The organism is Angelakisella massiliensis, from assembly GCF_900104675.1.
In the GTDB taxonomy this organism is placed as follows: Bacteria; Bacillota; Clostridia; order Oscillospirales; family Ruminococcaceae; genus Angelakisella; species Angelakisella massiliensis.
On the sequence record NZ_LT629945.1, the window covers coordinates 1,106,756 to 1,126,489 of the forward strand.

The window sequence follows — 19,734 nt, forward strand, 5'->3', positions numbered from 1 at the left end:
TTGACCCCGTAACTTCGGAAGAAGGGGTGCTCTGGAGACAGAGCCGCAGAGAATAGGTCCAGGCGACTGTTTAGCAAAAACACAGCTCTATGCTAAATCGAAAGATGACGTATATGGGGTGACGCCTGCCCGGTGCTGGAAGGTTAAGAGGAGATGTGCAAGCATTGAATCGAAGCCCCAGTAAACGGCGGCCGTAACTATAACGGTCCTAAGGTAGCGAAATTCCTTGTCAGGTAAGTTCTGACCCGCACGAATGGCGTAACGATCTGGACACTGTCTCAACGACCCACCCGGCGAAATTGTAGTACCGGTGAAGATGCCGGTTACCCGCGACAAGACGGAAAGACCCCATGGAGCTTCACTGTAGCCTAATATTGGATTTCGGTATTTCATGTACAGGATAGGTGGGAGACTAGGAAACAGGGGCGTCAGCTTCTGCGGAGTCGACCTTGGGATACCACTCTTGAAGTGCTGGAATTCTAACCTGCGGCCATGAATCTGGTCGGGGGACATTGTTAGGTGGGCAGTTTGACTGGGGCGGTCGCCTCCAAAAAGGTAACGGAGGCGCTCAAAGGTTCGCTCAGCATGGACAGAAATCATGCTTTTGAGTGTAAACGCATAAGCGAGCCTAACTGCGAGACCGACGGGTCGAGCAGTAACGAAAGTTGGAGTTAGTGATCCGGTGGTATGTGAGTGGAAATGCCATCGCTCAACGGATAAAAGCTACCCTGGGGATAACAGGCTGATCTCCCCCAAGAGTCCACATCGTCGGGGAGGTTTGGCACCTCGATGTCGGCTCATCGCATCCTGGGGCTGTATTCGGTCCCAAGGGTTTGGCTGTTCGCCAATTAAAGCGGTACGCGAGCTGGGTTCAGAACGTCGTGAGACAGTTCGGTCCCTATCTGTCGTGGGCGCAGGATATTTGAGTGGAGCTGTCCCTAGTACGAGAGGACCGGGATGGACGCACCTCTGGTGCATCAGTTGTCACGCCAGTGGCACGGCTGAGCAGCTATGTGCGGAACGGATAAACGCTGAAGGCATCTAAGCGTGAAGCCAACCACAAGATAAGATATCCCACTGAGTCAATCAGGTAAGACCCCTTGAAGACTACAAGGTAGATAGGCACAAAGTGGAAGCGCGGTGACGCGTGTAGCTAGCGTGTACTAATCGGTCGAGGGCTTGACCAGGTCAAGCGAGTCTTTAGCTGATAAATATGAGTTCGTTGTTCAATTTTGAAGGCGCGTTCCAGTCGGAACAGCCGAAAAAGACCTGCACCATTAGCTCAGTTGGTAGAGCAACTGACTCTTAATCAGTGGGTCCCGGGTTCGAATCCCTGATGGTGCACCAAAGGAAGGTCCCAAGGCGCGCCGGAAGGCGTGGTCATGGATCAGATAGATACCACGGCGAGACGGCCCGTTGGTCAAGCGGTTAAGACACCGGCCTCTCACGCCGGTAACGCGGGTTCGATTCCCGCACGGGTCACCATTTCCCCTTAGCTTATCCGGACGAAAGTCCTGATATGAAAATAGCTTCCCTGTGAAGGCAAGGCGCAAAGAATAACTGAGGCCGACACGAGGACAGCAAAATAGCCGGTGTTTATTACGGTGAGGTCCCACCCGTTCCCATCCCGAACACAGAAGTTAAGCTCACCAGTGCCGAAGATAGTTGGCGGGAAGCCGCCTGTGAAAATAGGTCTTCGCCGGCATCTCCTGTCAGGAAACTGACAGGAAACACGCCTTAATAGCTCAGTCGGTAGAGCATGCGGCTGTTAACCGCAGGGTCGTTGGTTCGAGTCCAACTTGAGGCGCCAAATATTTTCCGCTGTGCCGTCAGAAAGTTGGCGGCACAGCAGGAAAAGCCTTCCACGGGCCTTTAGCTCAGTTGGTTAGAGCAACCGGCTCATAACCGGTCGGTCCTGGGTTCGAGTCCCCGAAGGCCCACCACCTTACAAACATAGGGGCATAGCTCAGTTGGTAGAGCAGCGGTCTCCAAAACCGCGTGCCGAGGGTTCAAGTCCTTCTGCCCCTGCCAATCGCATCCCCATCATTGAGGACGAAAGTCCTCCACATACGCTGCTATGGCTCAGTCGGTAGAGCGCGTCCTTGGTAAGGACGAGGTCACCAGTTCGATTCTGGTTAGCAGCTCCACAATAAATCCCGTAGAATGGCTTTGCAAGCGGTTCTACGGGATTTTTGTTTTTAAGATATGTGTAGAAAAAGCACCTCTATTTTGCCCCATTTTACCCTATTTTATGATGGATTACACACAAAACGCAAACATAAAGTGCCCGATTTATAACCCTTTTTCTGCCTCTTTACGGAGATACTCCAGATCCGTTGTGTCGTCGTATTTATCAACGCTAGTGGCGTAGCTGGAGTGCCCTACAATTTTTGTGAGGGCTTCCGGAGCCATCTTGGCTTTTATGGCCTCCGAAATATAGGTGTGGCGGCACCTATGGGGTGTAAGAATATTTTCCCCGGCTTCATTCGTGTGGACGATTCCCAAGCGATCCAGCAGAGGATAAAAATTTCTTTTCGTAAAATTGTTTCTGTCGATTTTTTTCCCTGAAGGTGTGTGACAAAGAAACTGGTTGTTTTCAGATAGGAAAAATTTAATATAGGGCACAATCTCTTCCCGGATCGGGATACTGCGGTTGCGTCCGGCGTCCGTTTTGGCGCCACCAATGATGTAACGTTCCTCCAGATAGACGTCCGATGATTTTACAGCAAACAGTTCTCCGGCTCTCATACCGGTGTAGAGGAGGATCAGCACCAGCATGGCATCTCTATCCCCATCGTCTGCCGCATAGAGGAGCCGTATTATATCTTCGTCTGAGAGGTTGCGTTTTTTCTTCCTGGGAGCAGCTTTAGGCAGTTCCAACAGGTCGGCATAGTTCCGATCTATAATCTCATCCCGCATGGCCATCTTGCAAAGATTGCTCAAAAGACTGCGGAATTTTTCACAGCTATCCCTCCCCAGACCGTCCTGTACCATTTGATCAATGATTTGCTGGTACTGTGGAGTTTTTAAGCTGCGGACCTTTTCTTTTTTGATGCTATCCATCCTTTTCCAAGCGGCGGAATAGTTGGCCTGGGCATCTCTGGATAGGTCTTGATACTGTGCAGTCTCCATCCACTTTTCATGCAGCTCCTTCAGCGTCATCAAAGATGGATCTGCGGACTGATAGAGGGTCCCCAAAAAGACCTCAGCCTCAGCCTGTGTGGCAAACGAAGCTAGGTATTTGTGATTCCGCTGTACTGCCCATGGGCGCTGTCGATTCCCTGGGAGTTTATAAACACATCCCAGGCCACTGGGTCTGCGGGTGGGCGATCTTTTTTGAGGTTTGGTCGCCCTGCCGCAGATCGGACAAAAAGCGTATTCGTCTTTGATGACATTGTGGCATTTTTTGCAGATCAAAATATACCTCCATCATTTTGGTGTAAAAAGGCCCCGCCACCAGCGGGGCCTTTGCTTTGCCCTGAATTTTATTTGAGGACAAACCCGCTGATCATGCGGCAAATCTCCGAAACGTTGCAGTTTGAGGTAAACTCAAATTTGACCTTGCCCAGGCCGCTGAACCACAGCTCAAGCTCGCTGTCCAGATCGAATGTTCCGGCTGTCTCTACAGAAAAAGCCTGGATTTTGCTGTAAGGGAGAGAAGAAAAGTCTTTTTTCTTTCCGGTGATCCCCTGCACATTGATGGCGAAAATCCGCTTGTTGGTGAATACAATACCGTCCCGGATGCTTTGATAAGCGGAAAGAACTTGCTCTCCATCGATGAGCATGGGGGAGACCATGGCGCTGAAGCCTTTTGGATCCACTGCTTTGAGTTTCATAAAGGATGCGTTCTGGAAATCAATCATTTTTAAATCTTCCTTCCTTTTTGCAGGCAGTTATTTAGCTGTAACTTTTATTGTAATAGATTTTTCACCCGGTTCAACCGCTTTGAATTCATCCGATTCTGGATCATACCAAACATCAGGATCATAAAGAGACCGTAGGTGGTGATGCAGGCTTTTTTGTATTCCAATCAGCTTGGGAGAATAAATGACAGGTGTTGTATCGTGACATACAGTGCCCTGCGGATTTTTAATATTTTCAGCAATCCAGTTACACAGATCGTCTCTGGACATATTCTTTTTAAATTTGAGCTCAGGGAAATATTCAATGATTCGGTTATTGAGCTCTGTACGAGTGTAAATATGTAGCCAGTTTATAAGATTGGGATTATCGGCAACCCGCAAAAAATCTGCATCAAGCAAAGCGTTCAAATCGTCACATTTTTGCAAAGGAACCTCTTTTTGTGGGGAGTTGCAGGTAAAACTAAAATACCGCAGCATTAATTTTTGACTCGCAATTGAAAGTGTGCTGAGTTTGGCAATTGCTTCCTCCAAGGTGTAAGCATCTTTGGGTTTTGGCTCCTTGACCTTTTTGGCATCTGCTTCGGTACTCTCTTCCATCATACCTAATTCGATTGCCAGCCTATACATATGTTTACACGGTTTTTTTCTTCTGGCGAAATCAACACAGGTGCAGGATGAGAGCGACGTTTTGTATTTTCCATGAGAACCCGAAAACTCTCCGGTGCCACTTTGTTGATTGATAGACAGAGGAGTGTTCTCTGCTTTCTTTGAGGAAGAAAGGCGCTTTTTTTGATCTGGATTATCATGGACTTCATCCCACTGTTTCCAGTCGTCCTGCAAGGAATGGTTCTTTTTGAAGACATCAAAAATGCTCATTTGGCCATCTCCTGTTATAGTTAAATGTCAAAAGACCCTTTCTGGTCTATATGCCGTAAACGGTGTAAGGCAAGCGCTGTGGATACACCCATAGCAGCCGCTGCTACATCCAGCGACTGATCCAGAAGCGGAATGAGATCATCGTCAGAAAAAATCAGGTCCACTGAGAAAAAATTGGCCTCATTCTCAAATTTTTGAGCCACCAGGTTGGTGCTCTGATTCAGGAAGATTCGATTCATGCCACTGTGGAGGATGATGTGACCCAGCTCGTGCGCGCAGACAATCTTCTGCTGATGATCGTCCAGATCGGAGTTGATGTAGATGATCTTTCGCCGCTTCACGCGCTGCTGAAAACCCCTGATGCCAATCAGAGGATATTTGATGACAATAATCCCCAGGTCCTCCGCAATCCGGAAAGGATTGCGGGTGCGATGTTTTTCTGCAAGCTTTGTGGCAAGCCTCCAGGTATCCATATTTACTCCTTTTTGTACTTTTTGGGAGTGTAAGTTTCTTTATTTTTGAGCCTGGCAGCTTCCAGGCCCAGCTTCATGGCGGCGGCCATGGATTCCTTTGCCTCCTGGCTCATGGGGACGCCGTCAAACATTAAATCGCCGCTGGTTTCCAGGTTGCTCATGATCCGCTCTACATCTCTGGCTATATCGCGCTCATCCTTATCAGTAAGGGCGGGCGCTTTTTCTTTATCCTCTGGGTTCTCAGATAGATATTCCAGAGGGACATTAAAATAACGAGCAATTTCTGGTAAGTACCTTTTATATGATTTGTTTCGCCCATTTAGCCAATTGGTGATGACATTGGGATGTATTCCCAGGTGTTCAGCAAGTTCCTTTTTTGCACCATGTTTTGGACCGATGCAGTTAACAATTTTTTTTAATGTATCGTCCATAATTAACCTCTAATTTTGTGCAAAACGCAAAACAAATAAAACAAGCACCAAACAGTATTGACTTCGTTTGTTTTGTGTGATATAGTGTGATTAAACCAAACAAAACAAACGAAAACTTAACTATTATTATGTTAATTGCGTAATGCTTTGATATTTTATGACATCATTATATCACCATACCAAACAAAACACAACTAACAAAATATACAAGGAGGGGTGTCGGAAAATGTTGGAAGTGTACTACACCTGCGCCGAAGTACGGTCAATCCCGATGGAAATATTTTCACCATCAAAAAGCTGACCCGAGCCCAGTATGATGCCCTGAGCAGCAAGAGCAGCACCACGTTGTATTTTATTGTGGGGTGATGGGATGGGGCTGAATATCGGAACGGCGGAGCTGGACAATCTCATGCTGGGGATCCAGGAGGTGGATCGGGTGATGTTGGGGACCACAGAGGTGTGGTCAAACAACCCGTACAGAAAATATTTGTATGCCTATGCAGATTCAGAAAGCGATATTACCAACGTAATTGATACTGAAACCAGCACGGTCATTTTGTCGAGCACGGCACCGGGCAGAGCATATAGAGCGCAGTCTGATTTTATCGGAACCAAAGACCGTATGCACGCTTTTTTTGGACCGAGCGCAAACACAGAAGTGTACAATGTAGACAGGGAAACGCTGGTATTTTCAGAAGCATCCTACAACAAGCCCAGTGCGGTTGTGTCAGGCGGCACACGGGATCATGTGTTTTTTATGTTTTCAACCCAAAGGTGTGTGCAGCTGGACCCCGCCACATTTACCCAAACAGGAGAGAACACGCCTACTCAGGAGCGCGTGCTGGAGGGCGGTGGAACAAACGATGCGTTTTTCGTCTCAAGATATCCAAGTGAATATTTGGCTAAGATAGATGCAGATAGTATTGTTCTGCTCAACAGCGTTGTTCCGAAAGACAGTGGGTACACCGCGTATGATTTGGCCGGAACGGCGCAACAACTTTTCGTTCTGCAAGTAGGCGGCCCCGAAATTGTTGAACTCGACACAGACACACTTCTGCCGATCCGATTGCTCACAATTCCTGAGCGGTCAGTAACAATCGGAGACGGCGGCAAATAAGGAGGAGAAACGATGAAATACCTGTACACGAACGTGCAGCTAGGAGACTTGCTGGCTGTAAACGGGAAAATTATTTGGGAAACCAATGGCTTTTCTGTGACCCAGGTGCGGAAGCGCACCACACAGGGATATGTGAGGGATGGCAGCTTCGTCAGCCTGCTGCCGGCGGCGGACGAAGGTACCCTCTCCGCCGCGCTGTCGGAAAAGACTTTGGAGGAAGGAGAATTTGCCCGGATCATTGACGAGGCGGAGGCGGCGCCTATCCGTGAGGAAATCCTGGCGGTACGGAAAGAGGAAGAGGAAGCCGCCGCCCTCACCCCCACCGATGAGGACCTGTACCGGGCGTCGGTACTCAAGCTGCTGACGGAACTGAAAATGAACCAGCAGGGAGGTGCATCCAATGTTTGAGCTGATCAAAAAGTATTACCGCATGGGCATTTACACTGACAAGGACCTGGAAACCTTTGTGGGGGCGGGACAGCTGACCCGGGAGCAGGCGGATGAGATCCGGGAGGCCAAGTGATGCAATACCTTGTAATGCCCTTCACCCGCTGCATGATGCTGTGCGGGTACAAAAATCCGGAGTATACAAAGTATTGGGGCTATCCTCACTATGGTGTGGACATTTCTACCATCCAGGGAGGGGCAAGTGACGACCACAGAATCCTTGCTTCCGGCGAAGGGGTGGTGCTGGCCGCCGGAAAGGATTCCCGCCTGGGTTATGGGGCGGCAGTGTTGTACAAGGATGTTTTCAACCATCAGACCGGAGAGACCGTCAGCGTGGTGGGCCGGTATATGCACATGAAATCTATGTTGGTCAAAGAGGGGGATGCAGTACAGGCGGGAACGGTCATCGGGGAGGAGGGAAAGGAAGGAACCTCCGATTACCATCTCCACCTGGAATTTGATACCGATGTGACCCCCACCTATGCCACATGGTCTCCCCAGGTGGCCGGAACCGGCGGCTTTTGGAAAAAAGGTGTGGACAGCACCGTCAATCCCTCTCACCTGTTGCACATGGGTCCGGGACAATCCCTGGCGGAGCCTACATATAATCCTGCGTGGCTCAACCCGGAGGACTTTGTCATCCCGCAGCTGGAAAGCCCCGATGATTGTGCCGGGCAGCTGGCGGCTCTCCAAAAGGAGCTGGAGCAGGAGTGCCGCCGCCGGCAGATTGCGGAGGAGGCCCAGGCAAAAGCGGAAACGGAGCTGGCGGAGATCAAAAGCAAAATCCGGGAGCTGTGTGAGATGCTGGAGTCTTAAGGAGGAGAGCAATGGTAGATTTGACAGCCCTGATGGCGTCGATTATCACAGGTGTGCTATCTTTGGTAGGTGTGCTTGTCTCTAACCGCAAAAGTGAGACTCGTACCATGCACAATATTACAGCGGCTCAGATGGTGACTGATGAGAAGCTATCAGAGTTGACTCGGGAAGTCCGGGCTCATAATGAGTTTGCTACCAGGATTCCGGTGGTGGAGGAAAAAATTAAGGTAATTAACCATCGCATTGATGATCTTGAGGCATATCATAAGTAATTAGGAGGGAAATATGGATACTATTGTTTTGGTGCTGATGCTGGCGGTAACAGTGGAGGCTTTGGTGGAATACGGCAAACTGCTTGGACAAGCTGCGCTGTCCCGTGATTATCAAGGGCTGGCTGTGATGGCCGCAGCTCTGGTGGTGGCGGTGCTGCTGTGCTTTGCCACAGGCGCGGACTTTTACGCGGCCCTGGGGGTGCAGTTTGCTTATTCTTGGGTGGGTGTGCTCCTCACAGGTGTTTTTGCCAGCCGGGGGGCGAATTTTGTCAGCGACCTCATCGGAAAACTCCAGACGGTAAAATCTGATTGATATTGCAGGATACAAAAAAGCCAGTAACCTTTGTGCTCTGATTGGGACAAAGGTTGCTGGCTTTTTAATATAGTGAGGTTGTAGATATAGTATGATCCTTGATTTTGCTTCATATTTTGCTATAATGAAAGTGGCCGGGGTAAGGCTCCCGGCTCACTTTTGGGTGTGTGGGGCGGTGTGTGTGGATTTTCAGCCGCCCCACTTTTTTATTTACTCATTCATTATGCGTTTAACACTATTCCGGAGTTCTTCCAACGTTTCGCATTTTTCAATGAGTTCGAGGATTGCTTTCAGCAGAGCCTCGGTCACATTCACTGTATCCATTCACCTCACTCCCTTCTGTAAGAGATTTTGTATCTCTGCCTTACAAGTATATTATACAGCAAATGCTTAATAATGTCAATAGAATAATTTATTATTTTATGAATGATTTTAATTTCAATTTGACAATATAAAGTATTTGCTGTATGATATGTGTGAGGAGATGATAAAGATGACTATAGAGCAGAAGATTAAAATGGCATTGGCATATAGTGGTATTAGCCAAGCAGAGCTTGCAAGGAGAATCGGCACTACCCCGTCAAATTTGAACCAAAAAATTAAAAGAAACACTCTAACTATGGAAGACCTAGAGAAGATCGCTCAGGCTATGGGCGGACAGTGGAAAGCAGAATTTGCTTTCCCTGATGGAACGGTGATTTGATAGGCCTTTGAACGGTACTTTTTGTTTGCTGTAAGTTATTTTTAAAAGTTAAATATACATACAAAATACACACAAAATCATAGATAATGCTGATAAATAAACGGATTTTGTAATCCTTGGTAAGGACGAGGTCACCAGTTCGATTCTGGTTAGCAGCTCCAAAACCCGATCACAAGTGTGGTCGGGTTTTTTGTTATATCTCTATGCTGAGTTATATAAAAAATTGGGGTTATGAAAAATTAGATACGCATTAGTCCCCATCAACATCATCAGAAAAGACAAATAAGATAAATTCGTGACAAGATATATTTTTTAGGCTATAATAAGATTTATCGCCCAGACCAGCATTTTGAATTTTGGAAGGAGCGGCAAATGGAGTTGAACCAAAAAAATTGGCGTAAACTGTTGGGATTGGGAATGGTTCTGATCCTGTTTTATTGGGGATTGGAAAATCATTCTCTTTTGGGAAAGACGTGTTCTGTTTTATTGGGACTCATATTTCCGTTTATTTTAGGCGGCTGCATGGCGTTCATTGTGAACGTTCCCATGAGGGGCATTGAAAAACTTCTTTTTTCTGCACAGACAGGAAAGAAGAGAAAAATGGCCAGAGGGATCAGCTTGCTGTTAACCTTTTTACTGGTAATCAGTGTTATATTTGTGGTAGCTTTTTTGATCCTTCCCGAGCTGGGAAGAAGTTTAGGCACTTTAGCCGAAACGGTTCCTCAATTTGTTTCAAGGACGGCTGCATGGGCGGCGGAAATGACTACAAAACATCCACAGATTTCTCAATGGCTCTCCACTTTGGAAATCAACTGGAGCAATATTTTGGGACAAACTGCCGCTTTGATTCAAAGCTGGCTCAGTGCTTTCCTGGGCTCCACTTTGAATATTGCAGCAGGTGTTTTCAGCGGTGTGGTCACATTTTTTCTGGCTTTCGTTTTTTCCATTTATTTATTGCTGGACAAGGAAAAGCTGGGCGGACAGGTAAAAATGGTACTTCATGCGTGGGTTCCCCGCTGGGCGGATAAGATTTTAGGGGTTAGTGGATTAGCAGCCAAAACCTTTTCCAGCTTTTTATCCGGACAATGCGCCGAAGCGATCATTTTGGGATTATTATTCTTTATAGCGATGACCATTCTTCGCTTTCCCTATGCCTTGATGATCAGCGTTTTGATCGCTTTTACCGCACTGATTCCCCTGTTTGGCGCTTTTATTGGCTGTTTTGTAGGCGCCTTTCTGATCCTGATGGTTTCCCCCATGAAAGCATTTTGGTTCATACTGCTGTTTCTCCTGATCCAGCAGTTGGAGGGAAACTTGATTTATCCCAGAGTAGTGGGCAGTTCAGTAGGTCTGCCTGCGATCTGGGTATTGGTAGCGGTTACCTTAGGTGGAAACACGTTGGGAGTCGCGGGAATGCTGTTGAGCATTCCATTGTGTTCGGTATTGTATACACTGTTTAGACAGGCCACCAAACAACGGTTAAAACAGTTTGAGGAAAAGACAGGGGAGAAAGGAGAGAATGCAGGGGGATGAAGGTGCTCAAAAGCTTAGTAAAATTGCTGTTTCATCGGGTGGTTATCGTTGGTGTGGCAATTTTGCTTCAGGCGGCTTATTTTATTATCCTCTTATCGAAGTTTCAGGAATTTTTTGCCTTTTCCTATGGAATTTTGATGCTGCTGAGCGTGGCAGTGGTACTGCATCTGATCAATGATCGTTCCAATCCTGCTTATAAGTTGGCGTGGATCATTCCGATTTTAACCTTTCCCATTTTTGGCGGACTGTTTTATGTGATGTTTGGCCACAGTCATTTGAGCAAACGTCAGAAAAATGAGATGCGTGAGATAGGGCAGCAAATTTTTGCTGTGATGCCGGACCGCACACCAAATCTGGATCGTTTGAAGGAAGAAAACCCTGTAGCGGGTCTTCAGGCCCAATATATTTATCGCTTTGCCCATGCGCCTTTGTGCCGTAATACGTCAACAGAATATCTTCCTTTGGGAGAGATCAAGTTTCAGCGTATGAAGGAGGAGCTGCAAAAGGCGCAGCATTACATTTTTCTGGAGTATTTTATTATAGAAGAAGGAAAAATGTGGAATGAAATTCTGGAGATCCTGCGGGAAAAAGCTGCGGCGGGTGTAGATGTTCGGGTAATTTATGACGATATTGGCTCTATGATGACCCTTCCCTATGGATATGACCGGAAGTTGGAATCCATGGGAATCAAATGCTGTGTATTCAATCCTTTGGTACCCATTCTCTCCACTCGTTTCAACAATCGGGATCATCGAAAAATCTGTGTGATTGATGGCTGGGTAGGCTTTACGGGGGGAATCAATCTGGCGGATGAATATATCAACGCCGTTGTCAAGCATGGACACTGGAAAGATACCGCCATTCTGCTCAAAGGTGAAGCAGTGTGGAACCTGACAGTGATGTTTCTGTCTCTATGGAGTTTTCTGCGCCATACACAGGATCATTATGAAAGCTTCCGCCCCCATGTCCATCAGCCGGAGCCAATCGTTTCCCAAGGATATGTGCAGCCTTTTGGAGATATTCCTTTGGACAATGAAGCGGTGGGAGAGACAGTTTACCTCAATCTCATCAATAAAGCGCAGCGGTATGTGCACATCACCTCCCCTTATCTGATCATAGACAATGAGATGGTGACGGCCCTGTCCAATGCGGCAAAAAGCGGTGTGGATGTAAGAATCATTACCCCACACATTGCGGATAAATTCTATGTCCATGCGGTCACAAGGGCCTATTATGAAACTTTATTGGAGGCAGGGGTGCGGATTTTTGAATATACCCCCGGCTTTATCCATGCGAAAACTTTTGTGGTGGATGATGAATATGCTGTGGTAGGAACCATCAATTTGGATTATCGCAGTCTGTATCTTCACTTTGAATGCGGATGCTGGATGTACCAAACTCCCAGTGTGCTTCAGGTTCGGGATGACTTCCTGCTGACACAGGGGAAAAGCCAGGAAATCACATTGGCCACCGCGCGAAATATTAATTGGCTGCAGCGATTGGGAAGGTCCATTCTCCGGGCCTTTGCACCACTGATGTGACGGTCGGCAAAATTGAAAGAGGCCCTGTTGATACGCTCAGCAGGGCCCGATTTTTTGGTGCGCTTTTATAAGCTGATCATTTTCATTTTGGCAGAGAAAATCAGCTGACAGTTTTGCAGTGTATGCTGCGGCTTGTCCAGGTCAGGGTGTACAGTGGGAATGATTTTTATTTCATTTTTATTTTGCTGGAGATGAGCAGCAAATCATTTTTGCGCAAACATTCAGGCCAAAACGACAGTGGATAAACCTGGATATTGCTGCTGGTTTTGGGTGTATCCGGGGATAATCCCCTCCATGGAAGCACATGGAACCTTTAAGGCACATGCCACAGCCGTATTCAGTATCAGACAAAGAGAAATTCATCAGGATGGTGTGGAGCCCAAAAAACTGCTGCTCTTCCTGGAACAGTGTGATTCCAGCCCCATTTCAGCTGCCTTTGGAAAACAGATCCTCTGCTGTCACCGAATGCAAACAATAGTCGCATCCCACCAGCCGACCCCATTGGTCACGATACAGCAGGCTGTCCAGATATAGATATTCTCCGCATACAGGACATTGCCAAGTGAGATATTGGGGAGGAGAGAGTGAAGGCTCAGGACAGGATGGGCCAGGTTGAATCAATTCCATTGCGTCCCTCTTTTCTGCAAATCCGTTCTATGGGACAAAAGGTGTGATATACTGCTCTCATACCGGAAAGGTCCAGAAATTTCCTCAGGAGAGCAGATCGCCATACATCGCCAGCGTGAATTTTTTCAGTCCCGCGTCTTTAATGCGGTAAATCTGAGCGGTTTCGCAGCCCAGCTCTTCACATAAACGATCCATGTAATCCCGGGTGCGATGGATGAAAAAACGTTCCAGCACCAATCGTTCCTGATTGTTTAACACGGAAAGGCCCCGTTCGATTCTCTCAGCCTTTCTTTTGGCCAACTCCAGATTCCCCTGCAAACGTCCTCTTCGGTCAATGTTGTCGATCAGATCGCTCTCACGGCGAGAGGTTCCACCCTGGACAGGAATTTTGTCCAAACGAACGCTGTGGATGGAATAAGCCGCTTGTTCCAGAATCTGAATTTCTTCCGGAAGATTTTGCAGACTTTCCTGAATCAAGGGATAATCTTCCAGATCCTGCGCGGCGTGCTGTTTCCAATTTACCATATTGATCAGGCTCCTTTAAATATATAGTTCACTAGACAAAATGAAAACATATGTTCTTTTTGATGGGATACTGAGTGGGGCGTGGCTTTAGAGTAGCACAGAAACTCCAAGTTGTCAAGTACACTAAAAATATATTGACTAAAATTCTAGTTTGCTATATAATCAAAGACGCAGAAATTCATCAAATAAGTAAGCTGTCATCAAAATGGATGTTTGAACAAGATAAGGTGTGGAAATAGAAGATATCTGCCGTTTGTGATGACTGGATAAAGAAACAGCGAAAGATTTTGAGGCAAGAGCAGTTCTGCTGTCAAATTTACTCGAATGTATTTGACCATCAAAGTGCCGGAAAGGTGGAGAAGCAATGACATTGGGGCAGTTGATCCGGGATTACAGGAAACAGCACCACCAAACCATGGAGGATTTTGCCCAGGCCAGTGGTCTGAGCAAAGCATATATTTCTATTCTGGAGCGAAACAGAAATCCTTCCACCGGGCAGCCGGCAATTCCATCGGCAAAAACCATCCAGAGGGTGGCAAAAGCTATGGGGCAGCCGGTAGCAGTGCTGCTGTCTCAACTGGATCAGGAGCAAAAAGGAGAACTGCTTTCACAGCTGCTGCCGCCTATGGTGGAGCCATATTTCCCTAAAGGCCGGATGCCGGTTTTAGGAAGGGTGGCGGCAGGCCTGCCCATCTTTGCCCAGGAGAATATTGAGGGCTATGTGGCGGATGATTTTGATGATGGTGAAGAATATTTTGCCCTCAGAGTTCATGGAGACAGCATGAATGCCGCCGGAATTGCCGACGGTGATTTGCTGGTGGTGCGCAAGCAGCCCATGGTGGACAATGGTGAAATTGCGGTGGTACTGGTCAACGGAAATGATGCCACAGTCAAACGGTTTCATCAGGCAGGTGAAATGGTTACCCTTTCCCCGCAATCCCTCAATCCTGTGCACCAAATTCAGATTTATAATACAAAGGAAACCGCGGTATCCATTCTGGGAAAAGTGGTGGAGGTCAGAAAGCGCTTTTGACCAAAAAAGCATAGGAATATGGGAAAACTAACGAAAGAGACTGCTTAAAATCCCGCTGTGGGGGACAAAGAGGCGAAAATGGACTACAGGTTTTAAAAATTCATAAAATGTTTACAATTTCACTTTGGGTTTCATGGTATCCTTGCGCTGTTGCAGCTCGCTGAAAGACAGCGGGCCGGTAATGCGAAGGAGGAAGAAATGAAGCAGGAAAGCCACAAGCTGCTGGGATATTATCTCATTAACCGTGTTCAGGGAGAATACGAACCTCGCCATCGGGCAGCTTTTTTACTGGGCTGTGTAGAGCCGGACCGGAATCCTTTTACCTATTTCAAGGGGTCCTGCCGCGCACAGTGGATGCGTGGACATAATTTCCTTAATGCACAGCGGCTGGTAAAGCGTCTCTGCCGTGGTTTGGAAAACCGGGAAAACTGGAGAATGCTGGACTATTATCGTTTGGGAAAGCTGATTCATTACACCGCTGACGCTTTTACATTTGCTCATAATGCGATGTTCCAGGAGGATATCCGCCAGCACCTGGTTTATGAGGGACGCCTCCAGGAGCACTTTAAGCAGTGCCTTCAGCAGGGCCGTGATCTTTTTCGCTGCGGGGAGATGGCCGCTTATGATATGATTCTGGAGCAGCACCGGCGTTATGAAAATGCGGAACGGACAGTAGAGACTGACGCCGAGTACATTTTAGGTGTAACAGAGCTGTTGTGCCGTCTCTTGCTGCCCTGCCCTCAGACAGCTGCGGTTCGTACGTTCCCTTTGGCTGCGTAATGAGCGCCTTCAGCGAAGGATAAAGGTACTGACAAACCAAGTGACAATTTTTTATGACCGCTTCGTAAGATTACGGGGCGGTTATTTTTATCTGAGAAAGCCTATTTCTGCCCTTGCATGAAAATTTGAGACAGACAAAAAAGAACCCCTCCGCCGGCGGTTATGGAACAAGCCGGTGGAGGGAGCGGCAGTTTTGGGGCAAACCAGGGAAAGCCTGTCTTTAATGGGTGTGTTTGAGACTGCGGCGCAGCCAGAAGAAATAGCAAAGACACATCACCAGGCTGGACAAGGCGGAGATGGGAACCGCCAGGCTGATGATTCCCATATTGGTATCCGGCAGGCGGCTGAAGAATATGGAGAGGGGAATGCGTACCAAAAAAGCGGACAGCAGCCCCTGGAGCATGACAAAGGTGGTTCGGCCCAGGCCGTTGAAGTATCCCAGAAAACAAAAACTGAGGGAGATCATCAGGTATTCAAAGGAGCAGCCCCGGAGATATTGGGCGGTTGCCGCGATGACAGCGGGATCTGATGTGAAAAGAGAAGCCAGCAGCCCACCCTGGAAAAAGGTAAGCAAAAACATGACAGTGCCGAAAGCAAAGGAAATGCTCTGGGCTGCAAACAAAGCCTTGGTGGCACGGGGATGATTGCCAGCCCCTATATTTTGGGCAACAAAGGCGGACAGGGTGGACAAAAACGCCATGGGAACGATGGAGAGAAAGACAAACATTTTTTCCGCCACACCCACGCTGGCGGAAGCAACCAGCCCCAGGCTGTTGACAATGCTGGTGATGATCAGAAACGAGATATTGACCAGCACATCCTGGAGAGCGATAGGGGTACCCAGCCGCAGGATGGAGCGGGAGGTTTGGGGCAGGCGAAAGCTTTCACGGTCCACATCAAAGGGAAGAGGACGGCGGCGGATATAGGCGGCGGAAAAGAGCACACTGGCTCCCTGAGCAATCACGGTAGCCAAGGCCGCTCCGGAAGCCGCCATGCCAAAGACGCCCACAAACAGCAGATCCAGCACCACATTCATTCCGCAGGCAATGGCCACAAAGAGAAAGGGGGAGCGGGAATCCCCAATGCCCCGGAAAACGCCGCTGATGGCGTTATAGGCGGTAATAAAGATCATTCCGCAGGCGCAGATGCGCACATAGCGGATGGTTTCCGCCACAGCTTCCTGGGGAACGTTCATCAGCTGAGCCGCCTGAGGGGCGAAAGCCACCATTACAACGGTCAGCAGCAAAGCAAGGGGCAGAAACAAACGGATCTGTCCGGCAATCACGCCGCCCGCCCGCCTGCGGTCCCCCGCGCCTATGGCCTGTCCCAGCAATACGGTTACGCCCATATTCAGTCCGGTTACCAGCGCGGTGGCCGACTGCATTACCTGGCTGCCGGTGGCTACAGCGGAAACGCTGGAGGTGGCGGAGAAATGCCCTACCACAGCCAGATCCACACCGCCATACAGGGCCTGCAGAATCAGAGAAAGCATCAGCGGGATGGAGAAACGGATCAGAGGCGGCAGAATCCGTCCCTCCAGAAAGGTATTGTGATCCATATTTTTCTTCCTTTCTTTATCAAGGTTACAGGCCGAAACAGGCCCCAAAATCGCCGGGAAAAAGTCAAATGCTTTCTGAAAGCATCTGATCGCTTTATAAGTTATAAACGAAAGAAGATCTGTTATTCCCAATACGGCAAATGGGTGAACCAGTTGAGATCCTCCCCCAAAAATAAAAAAACGCCAACAAGCATACACTTGTTAGCGATAATGTATCAAACGAAGCGTTCCCAACGCCCGCATATTCTAACACGCCTGCGCAGGAATGTCAAGGTGAAGGGGCTTTTTTCGGAAAAGGAACAAGAGATTTGCGCAAAGGTGCCGCAAGCTTTCCCATCATAGGGAAAAAGGCCGAAGGCTTTCTGATGTTTAAGGTTTTCCTCACAAAGGATTCGTGGTATAATAACGATGATCGCTTGGCTGCACCGGTCATTTGCATTCTCAAGTTCCATGCCAAAAGCCTTTCAACCGGTTTCTCCGATATCCGGCAGGCAAATGCCTTCTGTTTGAGCGCTGCTGTGTATATCCTTCCCTCTGTGGTACACAATAACAAGTATCAAAACTGGAAGGAGCAGCAGTATGGCAGCAAAAAAAGAAGCAAAACAGCTGGCGGAGCAGGAGGAAGTAACTGATGCTGGCCAGCAGCAGGAGCAGATTTACCAGGCGGGTTCCGTCACACCGGAGGGAGGCCGCCACAAGATCCATTGCCTGACCATCATCGGGCAGGTGGAGGGCCATTATATTCTCCCTCCACAGAACAAAACTACCAAATATGAGCATGTCATCCCCCAATTGGTGGCCATCGAGCAGGACGAATCGATCCGTGGGCTGCTGATTATCCTCAATACTGTGGGCGGAGATGTGGAGGCAGGTCTGGCTATTGCGGAGCTGGTTTCCGGCATGAAAAAACCTACCGTTTCCCTGGTATTGGGCGGCGGTCATTCCATCGGCGTACCGCTGGCAGTGAGCGCCCGTTATTCCTTTATTGCCCCAACAGCCACCATGACTGTCCATCCGGTACGGATGAATGGCGTGATGCTGGGTGTCCCTCAGACCCTCTCCTATTTTGACAAGATGCAGGAGCGCATCAGCGGCTTTGTCTGTCAAAACTCTCATATTTCTCCCCAGCGGTTCCGGGAGCTGATGATGAAAAACGGAGAACTGGTGATGGACATCGGCACAGTGCTGGATGGGGAAGCCGCTGTTTCGGAGGGGCTGATCGACAGCCTGGGCGGCCTTCATGAGGCGGTGGAAAAGCTGTATGATATGATCGACGCTCAGGACCAGGAGAAAGAAAAAAGCGCTTCCCCCCAAAAGGATGATACCGGTTCAGACAACAATGGACGGGGAAAGTCCTCCGGCAAAAAGAATGCCGGCTCTGCCAAAAAACACCGGACACCGGCTTTGCAGTCCTCTGCGGCAGAAGAAATTTCTTCTTCCTCCAAAAAGAGAGGACGGAAAAAGCAGACGGCGCCTGAGAGGAGGGTCTGACGATGCCTTTTCAGTCCATTCTGCCGCCGGAACTGCTGGAGCAGCAGGTACAGCTTCCACCCAGGGAATGCGTCAGCTGGAAGGGCGGATTTCTGGAAGGGACCCGCAACGAAAAAGGGCAGCTGATTATTGAAAGAATTTTGTCCACCGATCCTGCGGCCTATCTGGATCCGGAACTGTCCCCGGGCAGTATCTGGCAGGAAAAAGCCCAGCCATAAGCCGAAACCCGGCTTTTGGCTACATAGTATGAAAAAAGCTGCCTGATGAAGGGCGGAAAAAAGATGCGCTCCCCTGAAAAGTCTGAAGAGCCGCTCCAGCCGCTGAGGGGACAACAAAAATAGATCAAACCGCTTCCCATTTGAGGTGTATACAGCCGGAAAGTGGAATCGTTTTGTTTTTTACAGTCTTATTTTTTACACCAGGAGGATCACTATGTCATTTCTAAACGCCATTTTTCAGGGATTACTTCAGGGCTTTACCGAGTTCCTTCCCGTGTCCAGCTCAGGACATCTGTCCCTGTTTCAATATTTTACCGGTGTCAATTCCGAGGGCTCGGTGCTTTTTTCGGTTCTCCTCCACTTCGGTACCCTGGCGGCGGTCATGATCGCCTTCTGGCCCACCATCTGGGCGCTGATTCAGGAAGCGGTGCTGCTGCTCCGGGATATATTTACCCTTCGGGTCACCAAAGTCAAGCCCAACAGCAAACGGCGGATGATCTATATGCTCATCCTTTCCTGTTTTCCGCTGCTGCTGGTGCTTTTGGTGCAGGACCGGATCACCGCCCTCAGCGCTGATAACAGCATTCTGGCGGAAGGGGTCTGCTTCCTGGGCACCGCTTTGCTGCTGACACTGGCGGATCACGCCATCCCCGGCAAGAAAACCGCCAAAACCATGACCGGCGGCGACGCTTTGGTGATTGGCGCCGCTCAGCTGATGGCCACCCTTCCCGGAATTTCCCGTTCCGGCTCCACCATCTCCGCGGGACTGATTATGGGGCTGAGCCGCAGCTATGCCGTGGCATATTCCTTCATTCTGGGTCTGCCCGCTGTATTGGCCGCGGGTCTGTTGGATCTGAAGGACCTGATGAGCGGCACCGGCGCAGCGGCGTCTTTGGAATGGGGGCCGGCGCTGGTAGGAATGGTGGTGGCGGCCATTTCCGGTTTCTTCGCCATCAAGCTGGTCAATTACATTGTAAACGCCAATAAGTTCCGCATCTTCGCCATATATACCGCTGTACTGGGTACGGTGGTGGTGATCCTGGGGATTATCGAAATTGTTACCGGCAATGCCATTCAGGGATTCATCGTTGGATTGCTGGCCTGACGCTGAAAAAAG

Annotated in this window: 23 protein-coding genes, 6 tRNA genes and 2 rRNA genes (1 of these 31 running past the window's edge); 23 read left to right on the forward strand and 8 right to left on the reverse strand. The window is 48.8% G+C overall.

Annotation, left to right across the window (positions count from 1 at the left end):
- The 8 genes from BQ5383_RS10570 to BQ5383_RS10605 all read left to right on the forward strand — a co-directional run.
- Positions 1-1,187 (forward strand): 23S ribosomal RNA (locus BQ5383_RS10570) (it extends 1,651 nt beyond the left edge of the window).
- 84 nt (positions 1,188-1,271) lie between these two features.
- A tRNA-Lys gene (locus tag BQ5383_RS10575) sits at positions 1,272-1,347 on the forward strand.
- A gap of 63 nt (positions 1,348-1,410) precedes the next feature.
- Positions 1,411-1,485: transfer RNA gene (locus BQ5383_RS10580), tRNA-Glu, on the forward strand.
- 103 nt (positions 1,486-1,588) lie between these two features.
- Positions 1,589-1,705: ribosomal RNA gene (rrf, locus tag BQ5383_RS10585) — 5S ribosomal RNA — on the forward strand.
- A 29-nt stretch (positions 1,706-1,734) separates the two neighbouring features.
- A tRNA-Asn gene (locus tag BQ5383_RS10590) sits at positions 1,735-1,810 on the forward strand.
- 56 nt (positions 1,811-1,866) lie between these two features.
- Positions 1,867-1,943: transfer RNA gene (locus BQ5383_RS10595), tRNA-Ile, on the forward strand.
- Between the two features lie 12 nt (positions 1,944-1,955).
- Positions 1,956-2,031: transfer RNA gene (locus tag BQ5383_RS10600), tRNA-Trp, on the forward strand.
- Positions 2,032-2,071: 40 nt separating this feature from the next.
- Positions 2,072-2,147, forward strand: a tRNA-Thr gene (locus BQ5383_RS10605).
- Between the two features lie 145 nt (positions 2,148-2,292).
- Here the strand turns inward: BQ5383_RS10605 and BQ5383_RS10610 are convergent.
- From BQ5383_RS10610 to BQ5383_RS10630, 5 genes are all read right to left on the reverse strand, one after another.
- Positions 2,293-3,162, reverse strand: coding sequence for a tyrosine-type recombinase/integrase (locus BQ5383_RS10610; protein WP_235822031.1), 870 nt, complete (start codon positions 3,160-3,162; stop codon positions 2,293-2,295).
- Between the two features lie 323 nt (positions 3,163-3,485).
- Positions 3,486-3,863 (reverse strand): PH domain-containing protein, encoded by a 378-nt coding sequence (locus BQ5383_RS10615; protein WP_071431819.1) that lies wholly within the window; start codon positions 3,861-3,863, stop codon positions 3,486-3,488.
- 30 nt (positions 3,864-3,893) lie between these two features.
- Positions 3,894-4,739 carry an SWIM zinc finger family protein gene (locus BQ5383_RS10620; RefSeq protein ID WP_071431821.1) on the reverse strand — a complete coding sequence of 282 codons (846 nt, stop codon included), beginning with the start codon at positions 4,737-4,739 and terminating at the stop codon, positions 3,894-3,896.
- Positions 4,740-4,759: 20 nt separating this feature from the next.
- The gene (locus tag BQ5383_RS10625; protein ID WP_071431823.1) at positions 4,760-5,212 is read right to left on the reverse strand and encodes an ImmA/IrrE family metallo-endopeptidase; all 453 of its coding nucleotides are present in this window, start codon (positions 5,210-5,212) and stop codon (positions 4,760-4,762) included.
- Between the two features lie 2 nt (positions 5,213-5,214).
- Positions 5,215-5,643: a helix-turn-helix domain-containing protein gene (locus BQ5383_RS10630; RefSeq protein WP_071431825.1), complete on the reverse strand. Its 429-nt coding sequence runs from the start codon at positions 5,641-5,643 to the stop codon at positions 5,215-5,217.
- 216 nt (positions 5,644-5,859) lie between these two features.
- On the opposite strand from BQ5383_RS10630, the gene BQ5383_RS21115 reads away from it, so the two are divergent.
- The 10 genes from BQ5383_RS21115 (at position 5,860) to cls (ending at position 12,385) form a co-directional block, all read left to right on the forward strand.
- Positions 5,860-6,009, forward strand: a complete 150-nt coding sequence (locus BQ5383_RS21115) for a phage upper tail fiber protein (RefSeq protein ID WP_172724618.1) — start codon at positions 5,860-5,862, stop codon at positions 6,007-6,009.
- A 4-nt stretch (positions 6,010-6,013) separates the two neighbouring features.
- Entirely contained in the window at positions 6,014-6,760 is a 747-nt protein-coding gene (locus BQ5383_RS10635; protein WP_071431827.1) for a hypothetical protein, read from the forward strand.
- Positions 6,761-6,772: 12 nt separating this feature from the next.
- Positions 6,773-7,168 (forward strand): hypothetical protein, encoded by a 396-nt coding sequence (locus tag BQ5383_RS10640; RefSeq protein WP_071431828.1) that lies wholly within the window; start codon positions 6,773-6,775, stop codon positions 7,166-7,168.
- The gene (locus BQ5383_RS20090) at positions 7,161-7,283 is read left to right on the forward strand and encodes an XkdX family protein (RefSeq protein ID WP_083389931.1); all 123 of its coding nucleotides are present in this window, start codon (positions 7,161-7,163) and stop codon (positions 7,281-7,283) included. Before BQ5383_RS10640 ends, BQ5383_RS20090 begins: the two co-directional genes overlap by 8 nt.
- Positions 7,283-8,023: a peptidoglycan DD-metalloendopeptidase family protein gene (locus tag BQ5383_RS10645; protein WP_071431830.1), complete on the forward strand. Its 741-nt coding sequence runs from the start codon at positions 7,283-7,285 to the stop codon at positions 8,021-8,023. The genes BQ5383_RS20090 and BQ5383_RS10645 overlap by 1 nt, the downstream gene beginning before the upstream one ends.
- An 11-nt stretch (positions 8,024-8,034) precedes the next feature.
- Positions 8,035-8,295, forward strand: coding sequence for a hypothetical protein (locus tag BQ5383_RS10650; protein ID WP_071431832.1), 261 nt, complete (start codon positions 8,035-8,037; stop codon positions 8,293-8,295).
- A 13-nt stretch (positions 8,296-8,308) separates the two neighbouring features.
- Positions 8,309-8,608 (forward strand): hypothetical protein, encoded by a 300-nt coding sequence (locus BQ5383_RS10655; RefSeq protein ID WP_071431834.1) that lies wholly within the window; start codon positions 8,309-8,311, stop codon positions 8,606-8,608.
- Between the two features lie 493 nt (positions 8,609-9,101).
- Positions 9,102-9,311, forward strand: coding sequence for a helix-turn-helix domain-containing protein (locus BQ5383_RS10660; protein ID WP_071431836.1), 210 nt, complete (start codon positions 9,102-9,104; stop codon positions 9,309-9,311).
- A gap of 372 nt (positions 9,312-9,683) precedes the next feature.
- Entirely contained in the window at positions 9,684-10,844 is a 1,161-nt protein-coding gene (locus tag BQ5383_RS10665) for an AI-2E family transporter (protein ID WP_071431839.1), read from the forward strand.
- Positions 10,841-12,385 carry a cardiolipin synthase gene (gene cls / locus BQ5383_RS10670; RefSeq protein WP_071431841.1) on the forward strand — a complete coding sequence of 515 codons (1,545 nt, stop codon included), beginning with the start codon at positions 10,841-10,843 and terminating at the stop codon, positions 12,383-12,385. Before BQ5383_RS10665 ends, cls begins: the two co-directional genes overlap by 4 nt.
- Before the next feature lie 426 nt (positions 12,386-12,811).
- Here the strand turns inward: cls and BQ5383_RS20760 are convergent, their stop codons facing one another.
- The gene (locus BQ5383_RS20760; RefSeq protein ID WP_139193407.1) at positions 12,812-13,012 is read right to left on the reverse strand and encodes a hypothetical protein; all 201 of its coding nucleotides are present in this window, start codon (positions 13,010-13,012) and stop codon (positions 12,812-12,814) included.
- An 84-nt stretch (positions 13,013-13,096) separates the two neighbouring features.
- Entirely contained in the window at positions 13,097-13,537 is a 441-nt protein-coding gene (locus BQ5383_RS10680; protein ID WP_071431845.1) for a hypothetical protein, read from the reverse strand.
- 364 nt (positions 13,538-13,901) lie between these two features.
- On the opposite strand from BQ5383_RS10680, the gene BQ5383_RS10685 reads away from it, so the two are divergent.
- Together BQ5383_RS10685 and BQ5383_RS10690 are read left to right on the forward strand one after the other, a co-directional pair.
- A complete protein-coding gene (locus BQ5383_RS10685; protein WP_076944475.1) occupies positions 13,902-14,570 on the forward strand; it encodes a helix-turn-helix domain-containing protein in 669 nt (222 codons plus the stop codon).
- A gap of 198 nt (positions 14,571-14,768) precedes the next feature.
- A complete protein-coding gene (locus BQ5383_RS10690; protein ID WP_071431847.1) occupies positions 14,769-15,350 on the forward strand; it encodes a zinc dependent phospholipase C family protein in 582 nt (193 codons plus the stop codon).
- Positions 15,351-15,570: 220 nt separating this feature from the next.
- Here the strand turns inward: BQ5383_RS10690 and BQ5383_RS10695 are convergent, their stop codons facing one another.
- Positions 15,571-16,908 (reverse strand): MATE family efflux transporter, encoded by a 1,338-nt coding sequence (locus BQ5383_RS10695; RefSeq protein ID WP_071431849.1) that lies wholly within the window; start codon positions 16,906-16,908, stop codon positions 15,571-15,573.
- A 579-nt stretch (positions 16,909-17,487) separates the two neighbouring features.
- Between BQ5383_RS10695 and BQ5383_RS10705 the strand changes: the two genes are divergently transcribed.
- The 3 genes from BQ5383_RS10705 to BQ5383_RS10715 all read left to right on the forward strand — a co-directional run bounded on the left by BQ5383_RS10705 (position 17,488) and on the right by BQ5383_RS10715 (position 19,722).
- Positions 17,488-18,399, forward strand: coding sequence for a ClpP family protease (locus tag BQ5383_RS10705; RefSeq protein WP_083389932.1), 912 nt, complete (start codon positions 17,488-17,490; stop codon positions 18,397-18,399).
- A gap of 2 nt (positions 18,400-18,401) precedes the next feature.
- Complete coding sequence (locus BQ5383_RS10710) at positions 18,402-18,617, forward strand: YlzJ-like family protein (protein ID WP_071431853.1); 216 nt, start codon at positions 18,402-18,404, stop codon at positions 18,615-18,617.
- 214 nt (positions 18,618-18,831) lie between these two features.
- Positions 18,832-19,722 (forward strand): undecaprenyl-diphosphate phosphatase, encoded by an 891-nt coding sequence (locus tag BQ5383_RS10715; RefSeq protein ID WP_071431855.1) that lies wholly within the window; start codon positions 18,832-18,834, stop codon positions 19,720-19,722.
- The last annotated feature ends 12 nt before the right edge of the window (positions 19,723-19,734 follow it).